Raw genomic sequence first — 21,917 nt, 5'->3', positions numbered from 1 at the left:
TGTTGCTTGCGAGGTTCACATGACCGTTACCGTCAATACCGTGTCCGCCGAAGGTTTCCGTCACACCGTACAGATCGATGAGCACGAACTGTTTACCGATGTCCCGACCACGGCTGGCGGAGAAGGCTCCGCGCCTGAACCCCACGATTATTTCGACGCCGCCCTCGGCGCCTGCAAGGCCTTGACCCTGAAGCTGTATGCGAAGAAAAAAGACATTCCGCTCACGGGCGTCGGCGTAGAGGTGAAGCGTGACAACAGTCAGGAACAGAAAGGCAAATACGCCCTGCACGTGACCCTGACACTCAAAGGCGTGCTCACCGATGCCCAGCGCGAAGAACTGCTGCGCGTCGCCGATCGCTGCCCGATTCACAAACTGATGACCACCAGCGAAGTCACCATCGAAACCCACGCCCCACAAGGCTTCGACAGCCAGTAATCACCACGATGACACCGGCGGGTTATGCTCCACGCATCACCCGCCCAGCCTGGAATGGACCATGGACACCCAACCCCTGATCATCCGCCCGCGCGCCGAAGACGTCGAAGGCCAGCCGATCCTGCGTCCGCTGCCTTCAGCCAAATGCCGCAGCGTCGGGCCGTTCGTGTTTTTCGACCACATGCTTGAAACGCTTTATCCCGCAGGCAAAGGGATGAACATCCGACAGCATCCGCACATCGGTCTGTCGACCCTGACCTATCTGTTTGAAGGACAGATCCAGCACAAGGACAGCCTCGGCTCGGATCAGGTCGTCAATGCTGGCGATGTCAGCTGGATGACCGCGGGCACGGCAATCGCTCACGTCGAGCGCACCCCCGAACCGCTGTGGGACCAAAGCTTCAAGATGCACGGGCTGCAAATCTGGCTCGCCTCGCCCAAGGATCACGAGCAAGGTCCGGGACATTACAGCCATCACCCGGCGGCGACGCTGCCGGTCAGCGATAACCTCGGCGTGCAGATCCGCATGATTGCCGGGTCAGGCTTTTGCCTGGAATCGCCGGTGCCGGTGCTTTCTCCGACGCTGTATGCCGAACTGAAGATGCAGACTGCAACCACCCTGCTGATCCCCACCGAACATGAGGAGCGAGCGCTCTACGTGTTGAGCGGTGATGTGCAATTGAACGGGGAAACCGTGGAGCCCCACGATCTGGTGGTGTTGCCGGCCGGGGAAGAGATGAGCCTGTTCGCCGAGAGCGACAGTCATGCCGTGCTGTTCGGCGGCGCGCCACTGGATGGGCCACGGCGGATCAACTGGAATTTCGTCGCGAGCGATCCGGCGGCGATCGATGAAGCGCGGCGCAAGTGGGCGGCCGGGGATTGGCCGACGGTGCCGGGGGAAGTCGAGCGGATCGAACTGCCGAAATCCCGCAGCGAGCCGACACCGCTGTAAACGAACACTCCCACGCCAGGCGTGGGAGTGCTTTCAACCGAATCAGCCCTTGAACACTTCTTCCAGCAAATCATGCATCGACTTGAAAGCGCGCTTGGCGGTTTTTGCGTCGTACATCATCTTGCCCGGCACATTGGCGTGCGGGTCGGTGAACGAGTGCACCGCGCCGCCGTAGCTCAGCAATTGCCAGTCCACACCGGCCGCGTTCATCTCGTCTTCGAATGCCGGCAGTTGCTCTTTCGGCACCAGCGGATCGGAAGCACCGTGCAGCACCAGCACCGAGCCCTTGATGTTCTTCGCGTCCGCCGGGTTCGGCGAATCCAGCGTGCCGTGGAACGACACGGCAGCCTTGACCGCTGCACCGGTACGGGCCAGATCCAGTGCACAGCAACCGCCGAAGCAGAAACCGAACACCGCCAGTTTCGAGGTATCGACTGCGGCTTCGCCCTGCTTCTGCAATTGTTCGAACGCAGCCTGCATACGCTTGCGCAGCAGTGCACGGTCATTCTTCAGCGGCATCATCGCCGCACCCGCCTGATCGCCATTCTGCGGACGCACGGCTTGCCCATACACGTCGGCGATCAGCACCACATAACCCTTGGCCGCCACGGATTTGGCGATCTCTTCCGCGCCAGCGCTGACACCCATCCAGTTCGGTGCCATCAACAGGCCCGGACGCGCGCCTTTGTGCTCGGTGTCGAACGCCAATCGACCTTCATAAGGCTGGCCATCGATCTGATAGACCACGGAACGTACAGTGACTTGGCTCATTTCTGACTCCTGATGGGTTGAATACCAGAATGAAAAAACCCGCCGAAGCGGGTTTTTCTACAGCTTGATCAAGCGGACAGCTCAACCAGCAGCTTGTTCAGACGGCTTACGTAAGCAGCCGGGTCTTTCAAGCTGTCGCCAGCCGCCAGGGCGGCCTGGTCGAAGAGGATGTGCGACAGGTCGCCAAAACGCTCTTCGCTGGTCTCGTTGTCGAGCTTCGCGATCAGCGGGTGGCTCGGGTTGAACTCGAAGATCGGCTTCGAATCCGGCACCTTCTGCCCGCTGGCCTCGAGGATCTGACGCATTTGCAGACCCAGGTCCTGCTCGCCGATGGCCAGGATGGCCGGCGAATCGGTCAGGCGATGGGAAACGCGGACTTCGGCAACGGACTCGCCCAGCGCGGTTTTCAGGCGCTCGACCAGACCTTCCTTCGACTTGGCGACTTCTTCTGCGGCCTTCTTGTCCTCTTCCGAGTCCAGGTTGCCCAGGTCCAGGTCACCGCGCGCGACGTCGACAAAGCTCTTGCCGTCGAATTCGCTCAGGTAGCTCATCAGCCACTCGTCGATGCGGTCGGTCAGCAGCAGCACTTCGATGCCTTTCTTGCGGAAGACTTCCAGGTGCGGGCTGTTCTTGACCTGCGCGTAGGTTTCGCCGGTGAGGTAGTAGATCTTGTCCTGACCTTCCTTGGCGCGAGCCAGGTAGTCGGCCAGACCGACGATCTGCTCGCCGTCGCCTTCGGTGGTCGATGCGAAACGCAGCAGACCGGCAATTTTTTCCTTGTTGGCGAAATCTTCTGCCGGGCCTTCTTTCATGACCTGACCGAAGTTTTTCCAGAAGCCCTTGTATTGCTCAGGTTCGTTCTTCGCCAGTTTTTCCAGCATGTCCAGCACGCGCTTGGTCAGCGCCGACTTCATCGAGTCGATGATCGGGTCTTTCTGCAGGATTTCCCGCGACACGTTCAGCGACAGGTCGTTGGAATCGACCACGCCCTTGATGAAGCGCAGGTACAGCGGCAGGAACGATTCGGCCTGATCCATCACGAACACGCGCTGTACGTACAGCTTCAGGCCTTTCGGCGCTTCACGCTGGTACAGATCGAACGGGGCACGGGCCGGTACGTACAGCAGCGAGCTGTACTCGAGCTTGCCTTCGACCTTGTTGTGGCTCCACGACAGCGGATTTTCGAAGTCGTGGGCGATGTGTTTGTAGAACTCCTGGTATTCCTCATCTTTCACTTCAGTGCGAGGACGGGTCCACAGGGCGCTGGCGCGGTTGACGGTTTCCCATTCAACTTCAGGCTTCTCTTCGCCTTCGGCAGCGGCCACTTCTTTCGGCAGCTCAATCGGCAGCGCGATGTGGTCGGAGTACTTCTTGATGATGTTGCGCAGACGCCAGCCATCGGCGAACTCGTCTTCACCGGATTTCAGGTGCAGGACGATACGGGTGCCGCGCTCTGGCTTGTCGATGGTGGCGACTTCGAACTCGCCCTCGCCTTTCGACGACCAGTGCACGCCTTCGCTGGCTGCGGAGCCGGCGCGACGGCTGTATACGTCAACCTGGTCGGCAACGATGAAAGCGGAATAGAAACCCACGCCGAACTGACCGATCAGGTGCGAATCCTTCTTCTGGTCGCCCGACAGGTTTTTCATGAAATCGGCGGTGCCGGATTTGGCGATGGTACCCAGGTGGGTGATCACATCGTCGCGGTTCATGCCGATGCCGTTGTCTTCGAGGGTGACGGTCTTGGCGTCCTTGTCGAAGCTCACACGGATTTTCAGTTCAGCGCCACCTTCGAGCAACTCAGGCTTGGCCAGGGCTTCGAAGCGCAATTTGTCGACGGCGTCGGAGGCGTTCGAGATCAATTCGCGAAGGAAGATTTCCTTGTTGGAATACAGCGAATGGATCATGAGGTGCAGCAGTTGCTTCACCTCGGTCTGGAAGCCCAGGGTTTCCTTTTGAGTTTCCACACTCATGGTCATCAAACTCCAATCAGATGGCATTGGCCGCGACCCAGATGGTCTGCGGCGGGTTGTTCACTGAGTTGGGGGCGGCGTTCAGGATTTCAAGGGCTCGTCAATTTTGAAGTGGGCGCGGGCGGTGGCAATCGGTTCGCTTTCGGTGCTTTGCCAGGCCGTGACCGCGACGTTGGCCACCCGCCGCCCCTGACGGCAGACCTGACACCGGGCCCAGGTATCGCGGAACTGCCCGGCCCGCAGGTAATCGAGGGAAAAGTCTATGATCTTCGGCACACCAGGCGCACCGGTGAAAATCAGCAGGTATAGCGCAGCGGACAGCTCCATGAACCCGGCAATCACCCCGCCGTGGATTGCCGGCAATAAAGGGTTACCAATGTTGTCCTTGTTTGCCGGCAGCTTGAACAGCAGGTCATCCCCGACCCGAGCGCACTCGACGCCGATCAGTCCGGCGTAGGGGATCAACGCCAACAGCGGCGCATAGTCACCCTTCTCGTGGGCTTCTTGCAGTTGCCGCTTGAAATCATCGCTCATGGGGTTTCTCCCTTGATCGCACCATCAAAGCCCTTGGTTCCTTTGAGTCCCTTGCCCATGCGCATGAAGGTGCCGACGACGTGGGCAATGGGGTGCTCGGGATCGTCCTGATAGGCGAAGCCTCGGGCGAAGATCACGTCGGTGGTGACCCGGTAGCACTGGGCGAAACCGTAGACGTCTTTGTGCGGTTCGGCGGCGTGCATATAGTCGATACGCAAATCCAGGGTCGGGCAGACTTCAAATTCCGGTAAAACACACAAGGTGGCCATGCCACACGCAGTGTCCATCAGCGACGTGATCGCCCCGCCGTGGACCACGCCAGTCAGCGGGTTGCCAACGATTTGTGCGCTGTACGGCAAGACCACCGTCAGGCCTTCGCTGCTGGCGCTGTGCACTTTCAAACCCAGTACCTGGCAGTGGCGCAGGGCCGAGAGAAAGCGGGTCGCACGCTCAAAAACAGGGTTTTCGGCCATTTGATCATTACTCTTGTTAGTCACTGTTCCCGGTAGTGGAAAGAACAGCAAAAGTTCCATTGCAAAACAAACTTATATATCTGTGAGAAATGAGGAACTTAACCCTTGGGGGTGCGCTCTTAAGGCCAGTAGTTATTTTCCATAAGGAGAAACACCCCATGCGTAAGACTTTAGCTATTGCCTTGATGTTGACCGCTTCCCTCGGTCTCGCTGCCTGCGATAAAAAATCCGAGGACAAAGCTCAAGATGCCAACCAACATGCTGAACAAGCTCAGCAGAAAATGAATGAAGCTCAGGATAAAGTGAACGACGCGGCGAAAGAAAACGCCGAAGCCGCCAAAGATCAGGCCGAATCGAACGCTGCAGCGCAAGAAGAAGCTGCCAAGAAGCAATAAGCCGCTTCTCGATGGCAAAAAAGAAAACCCGCCAAGTGCGGGTTTTCTTTTGCCTGTCATTTTTTGGTAATGCCTTGTTAGAGCAATGCGGTTTTAAAAGTCGGACTAATCATCAGCAACAATGAACACACTAAGCCGATCAGCCACACCAGGCTGCGCAGCTTCGGGATATCGGCCAGGTAAAACCACAAGTAGAGAATCCGTGCGATCACAAAGATGATCGCCAGCGTATCGATCAACCATCCTGCCGTTTGCGTGGTATGCGCCATCAACACACCCACGGCAAACAGGATGAACGCTTCGATGCTGTTCTGATGTGCCGCCAGTGCCCGGGCGCCGTAGCCGGTGAGCTGCGCCTGTTGCTGACGCGGCAGGTGATTGTTGTAACCACCCTGCTCTTTCATGGCTTTGCCAACGGGCATGCGCGCCACGTAAATCAACAACGCACTGATAAACACACACCAGAATGGAATACTCATCAAGGAGCCTCTTTGATCGTTTCGGGCAACGGCGCCTCTGTAGGGGTATAGACCATTACATCGAGCACGTCGGAATGAAACTCGCGGCGATACAACACCAGTACCACCCCCGCACTCATCAGCATGAACAGCCACGGGCTGACGAACCACGCCAGCATGCTCATGCCGAAGTAATAGGAGCGCAGACCGAAGTTGAACTGGTTCGCCGCCATCGAAATCACCCGCGCCGCCCGGGAAGCGAACGCCTTGCGCTCCTGCTCGGACACCTGACGCTCACCGATCATCGGCGCCGAGCCCACCAGAACCGCCGCAAAGTTGTACTGACGCATGCACCAGCTGAATGTGAAGAACGCATAGACAAACACCAGCGCCAGGCACAGCAACTTGATCTCCGACATGCCCTGGGAGGCCTGCTGCACCATCGGGATGTCCGCCAGCAACGACACTGCACGTTCAGAGGCACCGAGCACAGTCAGGATGCCGGCCAGGATGATCAGTGTGCTGGACGCGAAGAACGAGGCGTTGCGCTCCAGGTTGCCGATCACACTGGCATCGGCAATGCGGTTGTCACGCATAAGCATGCGGCGCATCCAGTCTTCGCGGTACAGGTGCAACACGCTGGCCAGGCACGCCGTGTCACGGGCCTTCCAGGTGGCATAACGGGTGTAACCGCCCCAGCAGATGACGAACCAGAGCGCGGCAAGCAGGTGGATCAGGTTGGCTTGGATGAACGACATGCAAATTCCTGTGTGGAAGATTTCGGCTCCCCTTCGACGTTAGCCGAAAGGAAAAGACACTGCCTGACGCCCATAAAAAATGCCCCGTATCGATTGATACGGGGCATTTCTGTTTAATCGCCCAAGCCCGCTTGTGACGGGCCGGCCATCTTAGGCCAAGGCTTCGGCGCGTTTGCCCAGCAGGCGGTCACAAACCACTGCGACCACCAGGGTCATCACGCATGGCACCAGCCACGCCAGACCCTGCTCGCTCAGCGGCAAGTGGGACAGTTGCGATGGCATCCAGTCGGCCAGACCGGCGCCTTTCAGTGCGTCGATAGTGCCGAACACGAACGACACCAGCATCACCGGGCCCATGATGCGGCTCTGCTCATGCCAGAACGCGGCACAGAAGCTCAGGGCCACCAGCACAATGCACGGCGGGTAGATCGCGGTCAGCACCGGGATCGAGAACGCGATCAGCTTGGTCAGGCCCAGGTTGGACACCAGCAGCGAAAACGCCGCGAGGATGATCACCAGCGTCTTGTAGGACAGTGGCACGATGCGGCTGAAGTATTCGGCGCAGGCACAGGTCAGGCCGACCGCCGTCACCAGACACGCCAGGGAGATCAGCACCGCGAGGAAACCGCTGCCCAGCGAACCGAAGGTATGTTGCACATAAGCATGCAGCACCGCCGCGCCGTTGGTTGCACCCGCAGCCACTTCATGGCTGCCGGAACCCAGACGGAACAGGCTGACGTACACCAGCGCCAGACCGACGCCGGCGATCAGCCCGGCGATGATCGCGTAACGGGTGATCAGCGCCGGCGATTCAACGCCACGGGAACGGATCGCGTTGACGATGACGATACCGAACACCAGGGCGCCCAGAGTATCCATGGTCAGATAACCATTGATGAAGCCTTGAGAGAACGGTGCAGCGACGTATTCCGGAGTGGCCACGCCGATGTCACCGGCCGGCAGCGCGAACGCAGCGATGCCGAGTACCGCCAGGGCGATGATCTTCAGCGGCGCGAGGAAACGCCCCACGGTATCCAGCAGACGGCCCGGATAAAGCGAGATGAAGAACACCAGCAGGAAATACACCGAGCTGTAGAGGAACAGCGCCAGCGGGCTTTCGCCGGTCAGTGGCGCCAGACCTACCTCGAACGATACGGTCGCGGTACGCGGCGTGGCGAACAACGGGCCGACCGCCAGATAGCACGCGGCTGCCAGCACACCACCGGCGATCTTGCCGATCGGCGTACTCAAGGCATCCATCGCCCCGCCGACCTTGGCCAGCGCGACAACGGTGATCACCGGCAGACCGACCGCCGTGATCAGGAAGCCCAGCGCCGCCATCCAGACGTTTGGCCCGGACTGCAAACCGACGATAGGCGGGAAGATGATGTTGCCGGCCCCGACGAACAGGGCGAATGTCATAAAGCCAAGTGCCAGGATGTCCTGACCTTTCAAAACTTTCATTAAGGAAATACCACACTACTGAATCGGAATTTAGAGGGGGATTTCCCTGTGGGGTTAGGGAAATGCTGTCAATCCGTATAAGACTGACCCGTTTAGCGCGTTGCATGCCTTGTGGGCGGCAGACGCAAAAATGGCTGCTAGCCTAACGAATTTGTCTGACAAACGCACTGTTTGAGGGCGAACTATCCGATACGCGACGTGTCTGTGTCGCGTTTTTGCATGTAATTGGGCAGCTGCCTATAAATCGCCATCGTCAAACCGAACATCAGAAACGACAAAGGCCACCCGAAGGTGGCCTTTGTTGCTGGAGCTAAAAGTCAGCCGAAGCTTACTTCTTCACTTCCCAGCCAGTCAGCTCGGCCAGGGCCTTGCCGATGTCTGCCAGCGAACGCACGGTTTTCACGCCTGCGTCTTGCAGAGCAGCGAATTTCTCGTCTGCAGTGCCTTTGCCGCCGGAGATGATTGCGCCAGCATGGCCCATGCGCTTGCCCGGAGGAGCAGTCACACCAGCGATGTAGGAAACAACCGGCTTGGTCACGTTGGCCTTGATGTAGGCAGCCGCTTCTTCTTCAGCCGAACCGCCGATCTCGCCGATCATTACGATCGCTTCGGTCTTCGGGTCTTCCTGGAACAGCTTCAGGATGTCGATGAAGTTCGAACCCGGGATCGGGTCACCGCCGATGCCGACGCAAGTCGACTGACCGAAACCGGCGTCAGTGGTCTGCTTAACAGCTTCGTAGGTCAGGGTGCCGGAACGGGAAACGATACCGACCTTGCCTGGCAAGTGGATGTGACCTGGCATGATGCCGATCTTGCACTCGCCCGGAGTGATCACGCCTGGGCAGTTAGGGCCGATCAGGGTAACACCCAGCTCGTCGCACTTAACTTTCGCGTCCAGCATGTCCAGGGTAGGAATGCCTTCGGTGATGCAGACGATCAGCTTGATGCCGCCGAATGCTGCTTCCAGGATCGAGTCCTTGCAGAAAGGAGCCGGAACGTAGATCACGCTGGCGGTGGCGCCAGTGGCTTCTACGGCTTCTTTCACGGTGTTGAACACAGGCAGGTTCAGGTGAGTGGTGCCACCCTTGCCTGGAGTCACGCCGCCAACCATTTTGGTGCCGTAGGCAATGGCTTGTTCGGAGTGGAAAGTACCCTGCGCGCCGGTGAAGCCCTGGCAGATTACTTTGGTGTCTTTATTGATCAGGACGCTCATTACTTGCCCTCCGCAGCTTTAACGACTTGTTGAGCAGCGTCGGTCAGGCTGGTAGCAGCGATGATGTTCAAACCGCTTTCTGCCAGTACTTTAGCGCCCAGTTCAGCGTTGTTGCCTTCAAGACGAACAACAACCGGGATTTTCACGCCGACTTCTTTCACTGCACCGATGATGCCTTCGGCAATCATGTCGCAACGAACGATGCCGCCGAAGATGTTAACCAGTACTGCTGCGACATTGCTGTCGGACAGAATGATCTTGAAAGCTTCGGTAACGCGTTCTTTGGTAGCACCACCACCTACGTCGAGGAAGTTGGCTGGCTTGCCGCCGTGCAGGTTGACGATATCCATGGTACCCATGGCCAGGCCGGCACCGTTCACCATGCAGCCGATGTTGCCTTCCAGCGCCACGTAGTTCAGTTCGAACTTGGCAGCGTGCGCTTCGCGCGGATCGTCCTGGGACGGATCGTGGAAAGTCTTCAGCTTAGGCTGACGGTACATTGCGTTGGCGTCGATGTTGATCTTGGCGTCCAGGCAGTGCAGATCGCCGTCAGCCTTGATCACCAGCGGGTTCACTTCCAGCAGAGCCAGGTCGTGATCCTTGAACAGCTTGGCCAGACCTACGAAGATCTTGGCGAACTGAGCAACCTGCTTGCCTTCCAGACCCAGCTGGAATGCCAGCTCGCGACCCTGGAACGGCTGAGCGCCAACCAGTGGATCGATGGTGGCTTTCAGAATTTTTTCTGGAGTGTCGTGAGCGATTTTCTCGATGTCCACGCCACCTTCGGTGGAAGCCATGAACACGATGCGACGGCTCGAACGGTCAACGACAGCGCCCAGGTACAGCTCTTTAGCGATATCAGTGCACGATTCAACCAGGATCTTGGTGACTGGCTGGCCATTGGCATCAGTCTGGTAAGTCACCAGACGCTTGCCCAGCCACTGCTGTGCGAAGGCTTTGGCGTCTTCTTTGCTGCGAACCAGCTTGACGCCGCCCGCTTTACCGCGACCACCGGCGTGAACCTGGGCTTTGACAACCCACTCGTTGCCGCCGATTTTGTCGCAAGCTTCTGCTGCTGCTTCCGGGGTGTCTACTGCGAAACCAGTGGAAACTGGCAGGCCGTATTCAGCGAACAGCTGCTTACCCTGATACTCGTGAAGATTCATGCTTTTTACCGTCTTCGTTAGGTACTGCGCATTCGGCGCTGCGCTCTTGATGAGTGCCGCGCCACCTGTGACTGCTGCTTGCGTAGCCTTTCCGGATACCCGGTGCAGCTACGCAAGGCTGCGTCCAGCGGACATTCCGCGGTGAGTCTTGCACGCAAGGCTCACGACGGGCCGTACCGCCGTGGTTTCTTATTGTGTCTTAACGCTTCTTGCGGTTGGCAATGTGGATGGCGCCGCCATTCACTGCCAGAGCTGCTTCGTGCAAGGCTTCGGACAGGGTCGGATGGGAGAAAACCATCATGCCCAGGTCTTCAGCGCTGGTGCCGAATTCCATACCGATCGCGCCCTGCTGAACCAGTTCTGCAGCGCTCGGGCCAATCACGTGCACGCCCAATACGCGGTCAGTCTTGGCATCGGCGATGACCTTGACGAAACCACCGGTATCGTTGGCGGCCATGGCACGGCCGGATGCTGCGAACGGGAAGGTGCCGACGTTAACTTCAACGCCTTCAGCTTTCAAGGCCTGCTCGGTTTTACCAACCCATGCGATTTCCGGGTGAGTATAAATAACCGAAGGGATCAGGTCATAGTTCATCTGGGCCTTGTGACCCTTGATGCGCTCGACAACCATGATGCCCTCTTCCGAGGCCTTGTGAGCCAGCATCATGCCGCGAACCACGTCACCGATGGCATAGACGCCCGGTACGGTGGTGGCGCAGTGATCGTCAACGTGCACGAAACCGCGCTCGTCCAGGGTCACGCCGCTGTCGGCAGCCAGCAGATCAGTGGTCACCGGACGGCGACCAACGGCTACGATCAGCTTGTCGAAAGTGATGGTCTGTTCGCCGTTGGCATCGGTGTAGTTCACAACGACTTCGTCGCCGTTCACTTTCGAACCGGTAACGCGAGCGCCCAGCTTGATGTCCAGACCCTGTTTGGTCAGGGTTTTCAGCGCTTCCTTGGAAACGGCGGTGTCCGCTGCCATCAGGAAGGTGTCCAGGGCTTCCAGGACAGTCACTTCTGCACCCAGACGCGACCATACCGAACCCAGTTCCAGACCGATCACGCCAGCGCCGATCACGCCCAGACGCTTAGGTACGGCCTGGAATTCCAGAGCGCCAGTCGAATCGACGATGACTTTCTGATCAACCGGAGCCGGTGGAATGTCGATCGGACGCGAACCTGGAGCCAGGATGACGTTTTCAGCTTCGATGACTTCAACCGAGCCGTCCGGCTTGGTGACTTCGACTTTCTTGCCGGCCAGCAGCTTGCCGTGGCCCTGGATCGAAGTAACGCCGTTGGCCTTGAACAGGGTGGCAACGCCGCCGGTCAGGTTCTTGACGATGCCGGCCTTGCGGCCGACCATCGCAGCGACGTCCATTTTGACTTCGCCGGTCGAGATACCGTGAACGTTGAAGCTTTCTTTGGCTTCCTTGTATTTCCAGGAGCTGTCCAGCAGCGCCTTGGACGGAATGCAGCCTACGTTCAGGCAGGTGCCGCCCAGGGCTTGCTTGCCTTCAGCATCGGTGTACTTCTCGATGCAGGCAGTGCTCAGACCGAGTTGCGCGGCCTTGATGGCAGCTACGTAGCCGCCAGGGCCGGCACCGATCACTACTACGTCAAATTTCTGCGACATTCAAAAAATCCTCTTTAGCGAAAAGCTTCAAGCCGCAAGCTGCAAGCCAGACTGCCGTTTCCGGCAGCCTGAAACCTGCAGCTCATGGCTGCTTCTATCAGATATCCAGCAACAGACGAGCCGGATCTTCCAGCAGGTTCTTGATGGTCACCAGGAAAGTCACAGCTTCTTTGCCATCGATCAGACGGTGATCGTAGGACAGTGCCAGGTACATCATCGGACGGATAACGACCTGACCGTTGATGGCCATCGGACGCTGGATGATGTTGTGCATGCCCAGAATCGCTGCCTGCGGCGGGTTGACGATCGGGGTCGACATCATCGAACCGAAGGTACCACCGTTGGTGATGGTGAAGGTACCGCCGGTCATCTCGTCCATCGACAGTTTGCCGTCACGGGCCTTCTTGCCGAAGGTGGCGATGCCGCCTTCGATTTCAGCCAGGCTCATGTGTTCGGCGTTACGCAGAACCGGAACTACCAGGCCACGGTCGCTGGAAACAGCAACGCCGATGTCGGCGTAGCCGTGGTAAACGATGTCGTTGCCGTCGATCGAAGCGTTGACCGCCGGGAAGCGTTTCAGCGCTTCGGTGGCAGCCTTCACGAAGAACGACATGAAGCCCAGGCGTACGCCGTTGTGGGACTTCTCGAACAGGTCCTTGTACTTCGAACGCAGGGCCATGACTTCGGTCATGTCGACTTCGTTGAAAGTAGTCAGCATCGCCATGTTCGACTGGGCTTCAACCAGACGCTTGGCAACGGTGGCACGAACGCGGGTCATCGGAACGCGCTTCTCGATGCGGTCGCCAGCGGCGAACACAGGAGCGGCAGCGGCCGGAGCAGCAGCTTTCGGTGCAGCAGCCGGAGCGGATTTCTTCGCTTCAACAGCGGCAACCACGTCTTCCTTGGTCACACGGCCGTCTTTGCCGGTGCCTTTTACGGAAGCCAGGTTGATGCCGTTTTCTTCGGCCAGCTTGCGAGCGGCCGGAGCAGCGATTGCATCTTCGTCAGTGCCGGCAGCAGCCGGGGCAGCGGCAGCAGCGGCCGGAGCAGCAGCGGCAGCCGGAGCAGCGGCAGCAGCGCCGCCTTCAACGATGGAGCCCAGGACTTCGTCGGACAGGACGGTGTCGCCCTCGCCCTTGACGATTGCGCCCAGCACGCCGTCGGCGGTGGCCAGCACTTCCAGAACGACCTTGTCGGTTTCGATGTCGACGATCAGTTCGTCACGCTTGACGGCGTCGCCCGGTTGTTTGTGCCAGGTGGCAACGGTGCCATCGGCAACCGATTCCGGGAAAGTGGGGGCTTTGATCTCGATAGCCATTGTCTGTGGTTCCTTAAATTCGGTTTCAGGTGCGCGAAGGCGTTAAACGGTAAACGCGTCTTGCAGCAGTTTTTCCTGCTGCTCGGCGTGCATCGATGCGTAACCACATGCAGGTGCAGCAGAAGCCTCACGGCCCGCGTACTCAAGTACGAGAGATTTGTTGAGGTTGCTGATGCTGCGACGCAGGTGGTGCTGGCTGCAGTACCAGGCGCCCTGGTTCATCGGCTCTTCCTGGCACCAGACAGCCGCTTTGGCGTTGGTGTAAGGAGCCAGGACTTCTTTCAAGTCGTCCTCAGGGAATGGGTACAGCTGCTCGATACGCACGATGGCGATATCTTCGCGGCCTTCGGCACGGCGTTTTTCCAGCAGGTCGTAGTAGACCTTGCCGCTGCACAGAACCACGCGCTCGACCTTTTTCGGGTCCAGTGCATCGATTTCCGGGATAACGGTCTGGAACGAACCTTCGGCCAGATCTTCCAGCGTCGAGATTGCCAGTTTGTGACGCAGCAGCGACTTCGGAGTCAGCACTACCAGCGGCTTGCGCAGCGGGCGGATCACCTGACGACGCAGCAAGTGGTAGATCTGCGCCGGAGTCGTCGGCATGCACACCTGAATGTTGTGCTCGGCGCACAGCTGCAGGTAACGCTCAAGACGTGCCGAGCTGTGCTCAGGGCCCTGGCCTTCGTAGCCGTGCGGCAGCAGCATGGTCAGACCGCAGAGACGGCCCCACTTGTGCTCGCCGCTGGTGATGAACTGGTCGATAACAACCTGCGCACCGTTGGCGAAGTCGCCGAACTGGGCTTCCCAGATCACCAGCGCGTTCGGCGTGGTGGTCGAGTAACCGTATTCGAACGCCAGTACCGCTTCTTCCGACAGGAACGAGTCGTACAGGTCGAAGCGTGGCTGACCTTCGTACAGGTGTTTCAGCGGAATGTAGGTGCCGGCATCTTTCTGGTTGTGCAGCACAGCGTGACGGTGCGAGAACGTACCGCGGCCGATGTCCTGACCGGTCATGCGGATCGGGTGACCTTCGAACGCCAGGGTCGCGTACGCCATGGTTTCGGCGTAACCCCAGTTGATCGGCAGGCCGCCGGCTTGCATCTTCTGACGGTCTTCGTAGATCTTCGCGACCTGACGCTGAACCACGAAGCCTTCCGGAATTTCCAGCAGCTTGGCGGACAGTTCCTGCAGGGTCTTCAGATCGAAGCGAGTGTCGTGACGCGCAGTCCAGGCGTGGCCCAGATACGGACGCCAGTCCACGAACAGCTCTTTGTTCGGCTCTTTGACCAGCGATTTCACTACGTGCAGACCGTTGTCCAGCGCGTTGCGGTATTCGTCGACTTTCGCCTGAACACGCTCTGCATCCAGCACACCGCCCTGGGTCAGACGATCAGCGTACAGCTCACGGGTGGTGCGCTGCTTGGTGATCTGCTGATACATCAGCGGCTGGGTGCCGCTTGGTTCGTCGGCCTCGTTGTGGCCGCGACGACGGTAGCAGACCAGGTCGATCACCACGTCACGCTTGAACTGCATGCGGTAGTCGATGGCCAGCTGGGTCACGAACAGTACGGCTTCCGGATCATCGCCATTCACATGGAGGATCGGCGCCTGGATCATCTTCGCAACGTCGGTGGCGTACTCGGTGGAACGCGAGTCCAGCGGGTTGCTGATGGTGAAACCGACCTGGTTGTTGATCACGATGTGCACGGTACCGCCGGTCTTGAAACCGCGGGTCTGCGACATCTGGAAGGTTTCCATCACCACGCCCTGACCTGCGAATGCAGCGTCACCGTGGATGGAGATCGGCAGTACTTTTTCGCCGGTCGCGTCGTTGCGACGGTCCTGACGGGCACGCACCGAACCTTCGACCACCGGGGAAACGATTTCCAGGTGGGACGGGTTGAACGCCATGGCCAGGTGAACCTCACCGCCGGCGGTCATCACGTTGGACGAGAAGCCCTGGTGGTATTTAACGTCACCGGAACCCAGCTCGACCTTCTTCTTGCCTTCGAACTCGTCGAACAGCTCGCGCGGGTTCTTGCCGAAGGTGTTGACTAGCACGTTCAGACGGCCACGGTGGGCCATGCCGATGACGACTTCCTTGGTACCGTAGGAACCGGAACGCTGGATCAGTTCATCGAGCATCGGAATCAGGCTTTCGCCGCCTTCCAGACCGAAACGCTTGGTGCCCGGGTATTTGGTACCCAGGTATTTTTCCAGGCCTTCACCGGCCGTCACGCGCTCGAGCAGATGGCTCTTGATGTCGGCGGAGTATTCCGGACGGCCACGTACGCTTTCCAGACGCTGCTGGAACCACTGGCGCTGCTCGGAATCGGTGATGTGCGTAAATTCAGCGCCGATGGTGCGGCAATATGTCTGCTGCAACGCTTCGTGAATTTCGCGTAGGCTCGCTTCCTCTTTGCCGATGAACAGGTCGCCGGCACGGAAGGTCGTATCAAGATCGGCATTGGTCAAGCCGTAATGATTGATCGACAGGTCTGCAGGTGCAGGACGCTGCCACAGTCCCAGCGGGTCAAGCTGGGCTGCCTGGTGGCCACGCATACGGTAGGCCTGGATCAATCGCAGCACTTCAACTTGCTTCTTCTCGTGCTCAGTGCTCACGCTGCCGGCGGAAACCGGCTGGGCGCGGCGCTGGTTCTTCGCCAGCAGCACAAAATGATCGCGAATTGTGGAGTGCGAAACATCGGTGGAGGAGTTGCCGTCGGCAGGCAACTTCTGGAAGTAGTTGCGCCACTCTTCTGGCACAGCGTTAGGGTCGTGCAGGTAGAGCTCATAAAGCTCTTCCACATAGGCAGCGTTACCTCCGGAAAGGTAGGCGCTGTTCCACATGCGCTGCATCACGCTTTCTTGCATGCTTGGTCACCCTCGGTTAGGGGAACACCACCGGTGTCGACACCGAGCAAACTTGCAGAAGTCCGAATGCAGCGACCAAAACAAGCCACTTAGGATCACACTGATAGTCCGGGTACCAGCCCGGATGCCCCTGCTTGTCTCATTTCTTCAAAATAAGAGCCGCAGCTTATGGCTGTTGCTCTGGTTATAGCCAGGGCGCGGGTTGAAGCCCGCGCCTTGACCTGTACGGTGCAGCGATGCCGCTTTTTACAGCGGCAGTTACAGCTTCTGAATCACACGCCGCTCGAAAGCAGCATGTTACGGATGTGACCGATGGCCTTAGTCGGGTTCAGGCCTTTCGGACATACGTTGACGCAGTTCATGATGCCCCGGCAGCGGAAGACGCTGAACGGGTCATCGAGGGACGCCAGACGCTCGGACGTCTTGGTGTCACGGCTGTCTGCCAGGAAGCGGTACGCTTGCAGCAGTGCGGCCGGACCCAGGAATTTGTCCGGGTTCCACCAGAAGGACGGGCAAGAGGTCGAGCAGCAGGCGCACAGGATGCACTCGTACAGACCGTCGAGCTTCTCACGCTCTTCAGGGGACTGCAGACGCTCGATGGCCGGAGCCGGCGTGTCGTTCTGCAGGAATGGCTTAACCTTCTCGTATTGCTTGTAGAAGATGCTCATATCGACGACCAGGTCACGGATAACCGGCAAACCTGGCAGAGGACGGATGACCAGCTTGTTACCTTTGACGACAGCGGACAGCGGCGTGATGCACGCCAGGCCGTTCTTGCCGTTGATGTTCATGCCGTCAGAGCCGCAAACACCTTCACGGCATGAGCGACGATAGGAGAAACCTTCGTCCTGCTCTTTGATCAGGGCCAGCACGTCCAGCACCATCAGATCTTTACCACCGGTATCGACCTGGAATTCCTGCATGAACGGCGCAGCGTCCTGATCAGGGTTGTAACGATAAACACTGACTTTCAACATGGCGGTCACCCTTAATAAGTCCGGACTTTTGGTTCGAAAGTCGGAACAGTCTTCGGCGAGAAGTTCACGGCACGCTTGGCGACACGTTTCTCACCCGGGAAGTACAGGGTGTGGCACAGCCAGTTTTCGTCGTCACGGTCTTCGAAGTCTTCACGGGCGTGAGCGCCGCGGGACTCTTTACGTACTTCGGCAGCAATGGCGGTAGCTTCAGCCACTTCCAGCAGGTTTTGCAGTTCCAGCGCTTCGATACGTGCAGTGTTGAACGCCTGCGACTTATCGTTGATCTTCACGTTGGCGATGCGCTTGCGCAGATCGGCCAGCTGGGCAATACCCTTCTGCATGTATTCGCCGGTACGGAATACACCGAAGTAGTTCTGCATGCAGCTTTGCAGCTCGCGACGCAGGGTAGCGACGTCTTCGCCGTCGGTACGGTTGTTCAGCGCGCTCAGGCGTGCCAGGGCAGCCTCGATGTTGGCTTCGGTGGCGTCATCGTATTCGATGCCGTCAGTCAGAGCTTTCTCGAGGTGCAGGCCGGCGGCGCGACCGAAGACCACCAGGTCGAGCAGCGAGTTGCCGCCCAGACGGTTGGCGCCGTGAACCGATACGCAAGCCACTTCACCTACGGCGAACAGACCAGGAATGATCTGGTCCACGCCTTCGGCGTTCTGGGTGATTGCCTGGCCGTGAATGTTGGTGGCAACGCCGCCCATCATGTAGTGGCAGGTCGGAACAACCGGAACCGGAGCAACCACCGGGTCAACGTGTGCGAAAGTCTTCGACAGTTCGCAGATGCCTGGCAGACGGCTGTGCAGTACTTCCTCGCCCAGGTGGTCGAGCTTGAGCATTACGTGGTCGCCATTCGGACCGCAACCGTTGCCGGCGATGATTTCCTTAACCATCGAGCGGGCAACCACGTCACGACCAGCCAGGTCTTTGGCGTTCGGAGCATAACGCTCCATGAAACGCTCGCCGTGCTTGTTGATCAGGTAACCACCTTCACCACGACAACCTTCGGTAACCAGTACACCGGCGCCGGCGATGCCGGTCGGGTGGAACTGCCACATTTCAATGTCTTGTACCGGCACGCCAGCACGCAGAGCCATGCCGACGCCGTCACCGGTGTTGATCAGGGCGTTGGTGGTGGACGCGTAGATACGACCTGCACCGCCGGTCGCCAGCACGGTGGCCTTGGCGCGGATGTAGGTGGTTTCACCGGTTTCGATGCAGATTGCGATCACACCGACGAAGTCGCCTGCATCGTTCTTGACCAGATCGACAGCGTAGTACTCGTTCAGGAACGTGGTACCGGCTTTCAGGTTGCCCTGATAAAGGGTGTGCAGCAGCGCGTGACCGGTACGGTCGGAAGCGGCGCAGGTACGGGCGGCCTGCCCGCCTTTACCGTAATCCTTCGACTGACCGCCGAAAGGACGCTGGTAGATACGGCCGGTTTCGGTACGCGAGAACGGCAGACCCATGTGGTCCAGCTCGAAAACGGCAGCCGGGCCTTCCTGACACATGTATTCGATAGCGTCCTGGTCACCGATGTAGTCGGAACCCTTGACGGTATCGTACATGTGCCAGCGCCAGTCATCGTTCGGGTCAGCGGACGCGATGGCGCAGGTGATGCCGCCCTGGGCGGATACAGTGTGCGAACGGGTCGGGAAGACCTTGGTGATCACGGCAGTCTTGTGACCGCCCTGTGCCAGCTGCAGCGCAGCGCGCATGCCGGCACCGCCGCCACCAATGATGATGGCGTCGAAAGAAATCGTTGGAATGTTAGCCATGAATCAGATACCCCAGAGAATCTGCACACCCCAGACGAAGTAAGCGAACATCGCGACGCCGCATACTGCCTGGAAAAGGAAACGTACTGCAGTCGCGGACTTGCCCAGCGCCATCGGCGTCAGGTAGTCGGTCGCGATGGTCCACATGCCGACCCAGGCGTGAGCGCCCAGGGCAACCAGTGCCAGCAGACTGAAGATACGCATTCCGTTGTGGGCGAACAGGCCATGCCATTGTTCATAGCCGATGCCCGGGTGAGCGGCGAGGTAGCCGATCAGGAAAATGAAATAAGCCGCGAGAACGACCGCAGACACACGCTGTGCCATCCAGTCATAGAGGCCCGAACGCGAAAGGTTTGTAACGCTGGTTACCATATCCAAACTCCTGCCAGAACGATCAGCACCACGGAAACGGCGATGATCAGTTTCGAGCCCAGGCGGCCGCCTTCCAGCGTCTCACCGATGCCCATGTCCATGATCAAGTGGCGCACACCGGCAACCAGGTGATACAGCAGAGCGGACAGGAGGCCCCATGCTACGAACTTGGCCAGCGGGCTGGTCAAGCATGCCTTCACCTCGACATAACCTTCCTCGGAACCCAGGGATTTGCCCAATGCATAAAGCATGATGCCAAGGCCCAGGAAGAGGATGATGCCGGAAACACGGTGAAGAAACGACGTAACGCCGGTGATGGGGAGTTTGATGGTCCTTAGGTCTAGGTTTACAGGTCGTTGGCTTTTCACGGCTTTTTTTTCACACTGAAGAGCCCCTAACAATCAGGGCAAAGTTGTTGGGGAGTGCACTGGTCAGGTAACCACCACCCAGGGATGCGACCCCCAATGAAAGCAAGCCCAAAAGCCCTTGGCGGTCGGTCGCCGAGTATAGACAGTTAGGCTACTAATGACAACGCAATCGCCTACCCCCAATAGCTGATTGCACAAGTTGTATAAAAGGCGTAAATGGCAGGCAATTTCGAGGAAAAAGTGCGGTTAAAGCCTTCTGGAGCAAGACTTTAGGCAAATTGACATTCGAATTTATCTCACTATAGTGGTGCGGGCCCTGCGTGGGGGGTCTGTCTGATGATTTCAAGCATAAATAGGAGGCCACATGGCTGACAAAAAAGCGCAGTTGATCATCGAGGGCGCAGCCCCCGTCGAGCTGCCCATTTTAACCGGCACCGTTGGTCCCGATGTAATCGATGTTCGGGGCCTGACGGCCACGGGCCGCTTCACTTTCGACCCCGGTTTCATGTCGACCGCTTCCTGCGAATCGAAGATCACCTATATCGACGGCGACAACGGCATCCTGTTGCACCGCGGCTACCCGATCGAACAGCTGGCTGAAAAGTCGGACTACCTGGAAACCTGCTACCTGCTGCTGAACGGCGAACTGCCGACTGCAGAGCAAAAGGCCCAGTTCGTCGGCACCGTGAAGAACCACACCATGGTTCACGAACAGCTGAAGACCTTCTTCAACGGCTTCCGCCGTGACGCCCACCCGATGGCCGTCATGTGTGGTGTAGTCGGCGCCCTCTCGGCCTTCTACCACGACTCCCTCGACATCAATAACCCGCAGCATCGCGAAATCTCCGCGATCCGCCTGGTTGCCAAGATGCCGACCCTGGCCGCGATGGTTTACAAGTACTCCATGGGCCAACCCATGATGTACCCGCGCAACGACCTGTCGTACGCGGAAAACTTCCTGCACATGATGTTCAACACCCCGTGCGAGATCAAACCGATCAGCCCGGTACTCGCCAAGGCCATGGACCGGATTTTCATCCTCCACGCCGACCACGAGCAGAACGCTTCGACCTCCACCGTGCGTCTGGCGGGCTCCTCGGGTGCCAACCCGTTCGCCTGTATCGCCGCCGGTATCGCCGCACTGTGGGGCCCTGCCCACGGCGGTGCGAACGAGGCCGTGCTGACCATGCTGGATGAAATCGGTGATGTCTCGAACATCGACAAGTTCATCGCCAAGGCCAAGGACAAGAACGATCCGTTCAAGCTGATGGGCTTCGGTCACCGCGTCTACAAGAACCGCGACCCACGTGCGACCGTGATGAAGCAGACCTGCGACGAAGTGTTGAAGGAACTGGGCATCCAGAACGATCCGCAACTCGAACTGGCCATGCGCCTGGAAGAGATCGCCCTGACCGACCCGTACTTCATCGAGCGCTCGCTGTACCCGAACGTCGACTTCTACTCGGGGATCATCCTCAAGGCGATCGGCATTCCGACCAGCATGTTCACCGTGATCTTCGCCCTGGCACGCACTGTCGGCTGGATCTCGCACTGGAAGGAAATGCTCTCCAGCCCGTACAAGATTGGCCGTCCGCGCCAGCTGTACACTGGTTATGAGTCGCGGGATATCACCAAGCTGGAAGACCGCAAATAAAGCTGTCTTGCGATAGCGTCTTAGCGTTGTACCGGAAACGGCCTCCATGAGAATGGGGGCCGTTTTTGTTTGGGGTATCTCAGCGGCCTTTGGGCCGACTGGGTTCTTAGTTGATTGAGTACATATCCGTTTCTGCGGGTGCTGCCGCTGGCGGTTTCGCTCTTACAGCGAGTCACTTTTTTCAAACGCCAAAAAAGTAACCAAAAAGTCTTGACCCCGGCGTACGGCACTTCGCTTAGGCTCAGTGTTCCCTCGCTACGGTGTCCATCAGGGGGCATCGCCTACGGTTTGCTTCGCTGCACCTCCTCTCGATGTATGCGGCTTCGCCGCACGGCGCTGCG

20 protein-coding genes are annotated in these 21,917 nt (G+C 58.7%); 4 read left to right on the top strand and 16 right to left on the bottom strand.

Features of this window, described 5'->3' with window-relative positions:
* Nucleotides 1–19: 19 nt before the first annotated feature.
* Nucleotides 20–436, top strand: coding sequence for an OsmC family protein (locus tag DXT77_RS26745; protein ID WP_065260454.1), 417 nt, complete (start codon nucleotides 20–22; stop codon nucleotides 434–436).
* Nucleotides 437–497: 61 nt separating this feature from the next.
* Nucleotides 498–1,388, top strand: coding sequence for a pirin family protein (locus tag DXT77_RS26740; protein ID WP_119429805.1), 891 nt, complete (start codon nucleotides 498–500; stop codon nucleotides 1,386–1,388).
* Nucleotides 1,389–1,430: 42 nt separating this feature from the next.
* Here the strand turns inward: DXT77_RS26740 and DXT77_RS26735 are convergent, their stop codons facing one another.
* The 4 genes from DXT77_RS26735 to DXT77_RS26720 form a co-directional block, all read right to left on the bottom strand.
* Nucleotides 1,431–2,159 carry a dienelactone hydrolase family protein gene (locus DXT77_RS26735; RefSeq protein ID WP_119429804.1) on the bottom strand — a complete coding sequence of 243 codons (729 nt, stop codon included), beginning with the start codon at nucleotides 2,157–2,159 and terminating at the stop codon, nucleotides 1,431–1,433.
* Nucleotides 2,160–2,227: 68 nt separating this feature from the next.
* Nucleotides 2,228–4,132, bottom strand: coding sequence for a molecular chaperone HtpG (gene htpG / locus DXT77_RS26730; RefSeq protein ID WP_085710674.1), 1,905 nt, complete (start codon nucleotides 4,130–4,132; stop codon nucleotides 2,228–2,230).
* Between the two features lie 81 nt (nucleotides 4,133–4,213).
* Complete coding sequence (locus tag DXT77_RS26725; RefSeq protein WP_119429803.1) at nucleotides 4,214–4,666, bottom strand: PaaI family thioesterase; 453 nt, start codon at nucleotides 4,664–4,666, stop codon at nucleotides 4,214–4,216.
* Entirely contained in the window at nucleotides 4,663–5,139 is a 477-nt protein-coding gene (locus DXT77_RS26720) for a PaaI family thioesterase (RefSeq protein ID WP_119429802.1), read from the bottom strand. Before DXT77_RS26720 ends, DXT77_RS26725 begins: the two co-directional genes overlap by 4 nt.
* A gap of 158 nt (nucleotides 5,140–5,297) precedes the next feature.
* Here DXT77_RS26720 and DXT77_RS26715 point away from each other — a divergent pair, with 158 nt between their 5' ends.
* Nucleotides 5,298–5,534 (top strand): hypothetical protein, encoded by a 237-nt coding sequence (locus DXT77_RS26715; protein ID WP_011333123.1) that lies wholly within the window; start codon nucleotides 5,298–5,300, stop codon nucleotides 5,532–5,534.
* Between the two features lie 77 nt (nucleotides 5,535–5,611).
* Here the strand turns inward: DXT77_RS26715 and DXT77_RS26710 are convergent, their stop codons facing one another.
* The 12 genes from DXT77_RS26710 to sdhC form a co-directional block, all read right to left on the bottom strand.
* Nucleotides 5,612–6,013: an MAPEG family protein gene (locus tag DXT77_RS26710; protein WP_114881941.1), complete on the bottom strand. Its 402-nt coding sequence runs from the start codon at nucleotides 6,011–6,013 to the stop codon at nucleotides 5,612–5,614.
* Complete coding sequence (locus DXT77_RS26705) at nucleotides 6,013–6,750, bottom strand: DUF599 domain-containing protein (RefSeq protein ID WP_119429801.1); 738 nt, start codon at nucleotides 6,748–6,750, stop codon at nucleotides 6,013–6,015. The genes DXT77_RS26710 and DXT77_RS26705 overlap by 1 nt, the downstream gene beginning before the upstream one ends.
* Nucleotides 6,751–6,900: 150 nt before the next feature.
* Entirely contained in the window at nucleotides 6,901–8,214 is a 1,314-nt protein-coding gene (gene brnQ, locus DXT77_RS26700; RefSeq protein WP_085710552.1) for a branched-chain amino acid transport system II carrier protein, read from the bottom strand.
* A gap of 328 nt (nucleotides 8,215–8,542) precedes the next feature.
* On the bottom strand, nucleotides 8,543–9,427 hold the full coding sequence (sucD, locus tag DXT77_RS26695; protein WP_011333119.1) for a succinate--CoA ligase subunit alpha: 885 nt from the start codon (nucleotides 9,425–9,427) through the stop codon (nucleotides 8,543–8,545).
* Nucleotides 9,427–10,593 carry an ADP-forming succinate--CoA ligase subunit beta gene (gene sucC, locus DXT77_RS26690; RefSeq protein ID WP_007959029.1) on the bottom strand — a complete coding sequence of 389 codons (1,167 nt, stop codon included), beginning with the start codon at nucleotides 10,591–10,593 and terminating at the stop codon, nucleotides 9,427–9,429. The genes sucD and sucC overlap by 1 nt, the downstream gene beginning before the upstream one ends.
* Nucleotides 10,594–10,792: 199 nt before the next feature.
* Nucleotides 10,793–12,229: a dihydrolipoyl dehydrogenase gene (gene lpdA, locus DXT77_RS26685; RefSeq protein WP_114881939.1), complete on the bottom strand. Its 1,437-nt coding sequence runs from the start codon at nucleotides 12,227–12,229 to the stop codon at nucleotides 10,793–10,795.
* A gap of 97 nt (nucleotides 12,230–12,326) precedes the next feature.
* Nucleotides 12,327–13,547: a 2-oxoglutarate dehydrogenase complex dihydrolipoyllysine-residue succinyltransferase gene (gene odhB / locus DXT77_RS26680; RefSeq protein WP_119429800.1), complete on the bottom strand. Its 1,221-nt coding sequence runs from the start codon at nucleotides 13,545–13,547 to the stop codon at nucleotides 12,327–12,329.
* Between the two features lie 42 nt (nucleotides 13,548–13,589).
* Nucleotides 13,590–16,421 carry a 2-oxoglutarate dehydrogenase E1 component gene (locus DXT77_RS26675; protein ID WP_119429799.1) on the bottom strand — a complete coding sequence of 944 codons (2,832 nt, stop codon included), beginning with the start codon at nucleotides 16,419–16,421 and terminating at the stop codon, nucleotides 13,590–13,592.
* Nucleotides 16,422–16,693: 272 nt separating this feature from the next.
* Nucleotides 16,694–17,398, bottom strand: coding sequence for a succinate dehydrogenase iron-sulfur subunit (locus DXT77_RS26670; protein ID WP_065260469.1), 705 nt, complete (start codon nucleotides 17,396–17,398; stop codon nucleotides 16,694–16,696).
* 11 nt (nucleotides 17,399–17,409) lie between these two features.
* Nucleotides 17,410–19,182 carry a succinate dehydrogenase flavoprotein subunit gene (sdhA, locus tag DXT77_RS26665; RefSeq protein WP_085710547.1) on the bottom strand — a complete coding sequence of 591 codons (1,773 nt, stop codon included), beginning with the start codon at nucleotides 19,180–19,182 and terminating at the stop codon, nucleotides 17,410–17,412.
* 3 nt (nucleotides 19,183–19,185) lie between these two features.
* The gene (gene sdhD, locus DXT77_RS26660; protein WP_085710546.1) at nucleotides 19,186–19,554 is read right to left on the bottom strand and encodes a succinate dehydrogenase, hydrophobic membrane anchor protein; all 369 of its coding nucleotides are present in this window, start codon (nucleotides 19,552–19,554) and stop codon (nucleotides 19,186–19,188) included.
* Complete coding sequence (gene sdhC / locus DXT77_RS26655) at nucleotides 19,548–19,922, bottom strand: succinate dehydrogenase, cytochrome b556 subunit (RefSeq protein WP_011333113.1); 375 nt, start codon at nucleotides 19,920–19,922, stop codon at nucleotides 19,548–19,550. Before sdhC ends, sdhD begins: the two co-directional genes overlap by 7 nt.
* Nucleotides 19,923–20,286: 364 nt before the next feature.
* Between sdhC and gltA the strand changes: the two genes are divergently transcribed.
* Nucleotides 20,287–21,576 (top strand): citrate synthase, encoded by a 1,290-nt coding sequence (gene gltA, locus DXT77_RS26650; protein WP_007959044.1) that lies wholly within the window; start codon nucleotides 20,287–20,289, stop codon nucleotides 21,574–21,576.
* Nucleotides 21,577–21,917: the final 341 nt, after the last annotated feature.

Source organism: Pseudomonas sp. 91RF (assembly GCF_003576265.1).
GTDB lineage: Bacteria > Pseudomonadota > Gammaproteobacteria > Pseudomonadales > Pseudomonadaceae > Aquipseudomonas > Aquipseudomonas kribbensis.
The sequence above is the reverse complement of the archived record's forward strand: the minus strand, read 5'-3'. Positions and strand labels throughout refer to the sequence as shown.

What these genes read in the sequence shown, in the direction of transcription:
- DXT77_RS26745 (WP_065260454.1), top strand. Translation starts at nt 20, where the DNA reads ATGACCGTTACCGTCAATACCGTGTCCGCCGAAGGTTTCCGTCACACC.
- DXT77_RS26740 (WP_119429805.1), top strand. Translation starts at nt 498, where the DNA reads ATGGACACCCAACCCCTGATCATCCGCCCGCGCGCCGAAGACGTCGAA.
- DXT77_RS26735 (WP_119429804.1), bottom strand. Translation starts at nt 2,159, where the DNA reads ATGAGCCAAGTCACTGTACGTTCCGTGGTCTATCAGATCGATGGCCAG.
- htpG (WP_085710674.1), bottom strand. Translation starts at nt 4,132, where the DNA reads ATGAGTGTGGAAACTCAAAAGGAAACCCTGGGCTTCCAGACCGAGGTG.
- DXT77_RS26725 (WP_119429803.1), bottom strand. Translation starts at nt 4,666, where the DNA reads ATGAGCGATGATTTCAAGCGGCAACTGCAAGAAGCCCACGAGAAGGGT.
- DXT77_RS26720 (WP_119429802.1), bottom strand. Translation starts at nt 5,139, where the DNA reads ATGGCCGAAAACCCTGTTTTTGAGCGTGCGACCCGCTTTCTCTCGGCC.
- DXT77_RS26715 (WP_011333123.1), top strand. Translation starts at nt 5,298, where the DNA reads ATGCGTAAGACTTTAGCTATTGCCTTGATGTTGACCGCTTCCCTCGGT.
- DXT77_RS26710 (WP_114881941.1), bottom strand. Translation starts at nt 6,013, where the DNA reads ATGAGTATTCCATTCTGGTGTGTGTTTATCAGTGCGTTGTTGATTTAC.
- DXT77_RS26705 (WP_119429801.1), bottom strand. Translation starts at nt 6,750, where the DNA reads ATGTCGTTCATCCAAGCCAACCTGATCCACCTGCTTGCCGCGCTCTGG.
- brnQ (WP_085710552.1), bottom strand. Translation starts at nt 8,214, where the DNA reads ATGAAAGTTTTGAAAGGTCAGGACATCCTGGCACTTGGCTTTATGACA.
- sucD (WP_011333119.1), bottom strand. Translation starts at nt 9,427, where the DNA reads ATGAGCGTCCTGATCAATAAAGACACCAAAGTAATCTGCCAGGGCTTC.
- sucC (WP_007959029.1), bottom strand. Translation starts at nt 10,593, where the DNA reads ATGAATCTTCACGAGTATCAGGGTAAGCAGCTGTTCGCTGAATACGGC.
- lpdA (WP_114881939.1), bottom strand. Translation starts at nt 12,229, where the DNA reads ATGTCGCAGAAATTTGACGTAGTAGTGATCGGTGCCGGCCCTGGCGGC.
- odhB (WP_119429800.1), bottom strand. Translation starts at nt 13,547, where the DNA reads ATGGCTATCGAGATCAAAGCCCCCACTTTCCCGGAATCGGTTGCCGAT.
- DXT77_RS26675 (WP_119429799.1), bottom strand. Translation starts at nt 16,421, where the DNA reads ATGCAAGAAAGCGTGATGCAGCGCATGTGGAACAGCGCCTACCTTTCC.
- DXT77_RS26670 (WP_065260469.1), bottom strand. Translation starts at nt 17,398, where the DNA reads ATGTTGAAAGTCAGTGTTTATCGTTACAACCCTGATCAGGACGCTGCG.
- sdhA (WP_085710547.1), bottom strand. Translation starts at nt 19,182, where the DNA reads ATGGCTAACATTCCAACGATTTCTTTCGACGCCATCATCATTGGTGGC.
- sdhD (WP_085710546.1), bottom strand. Translation starts at nt 19,554, where the DNA reads ATGGTAACCAGCGTTACAAACCTTTCGCGTTCGGGCCTCTATGACTGG.
- gltA (WP_007959044.1), top strand. Translation starts at nt 20,287, where the DNA reads ATGGCTGACAAAAAAGCGCAGTTGATCATCGAGGGCGCAGCCCCCGTC.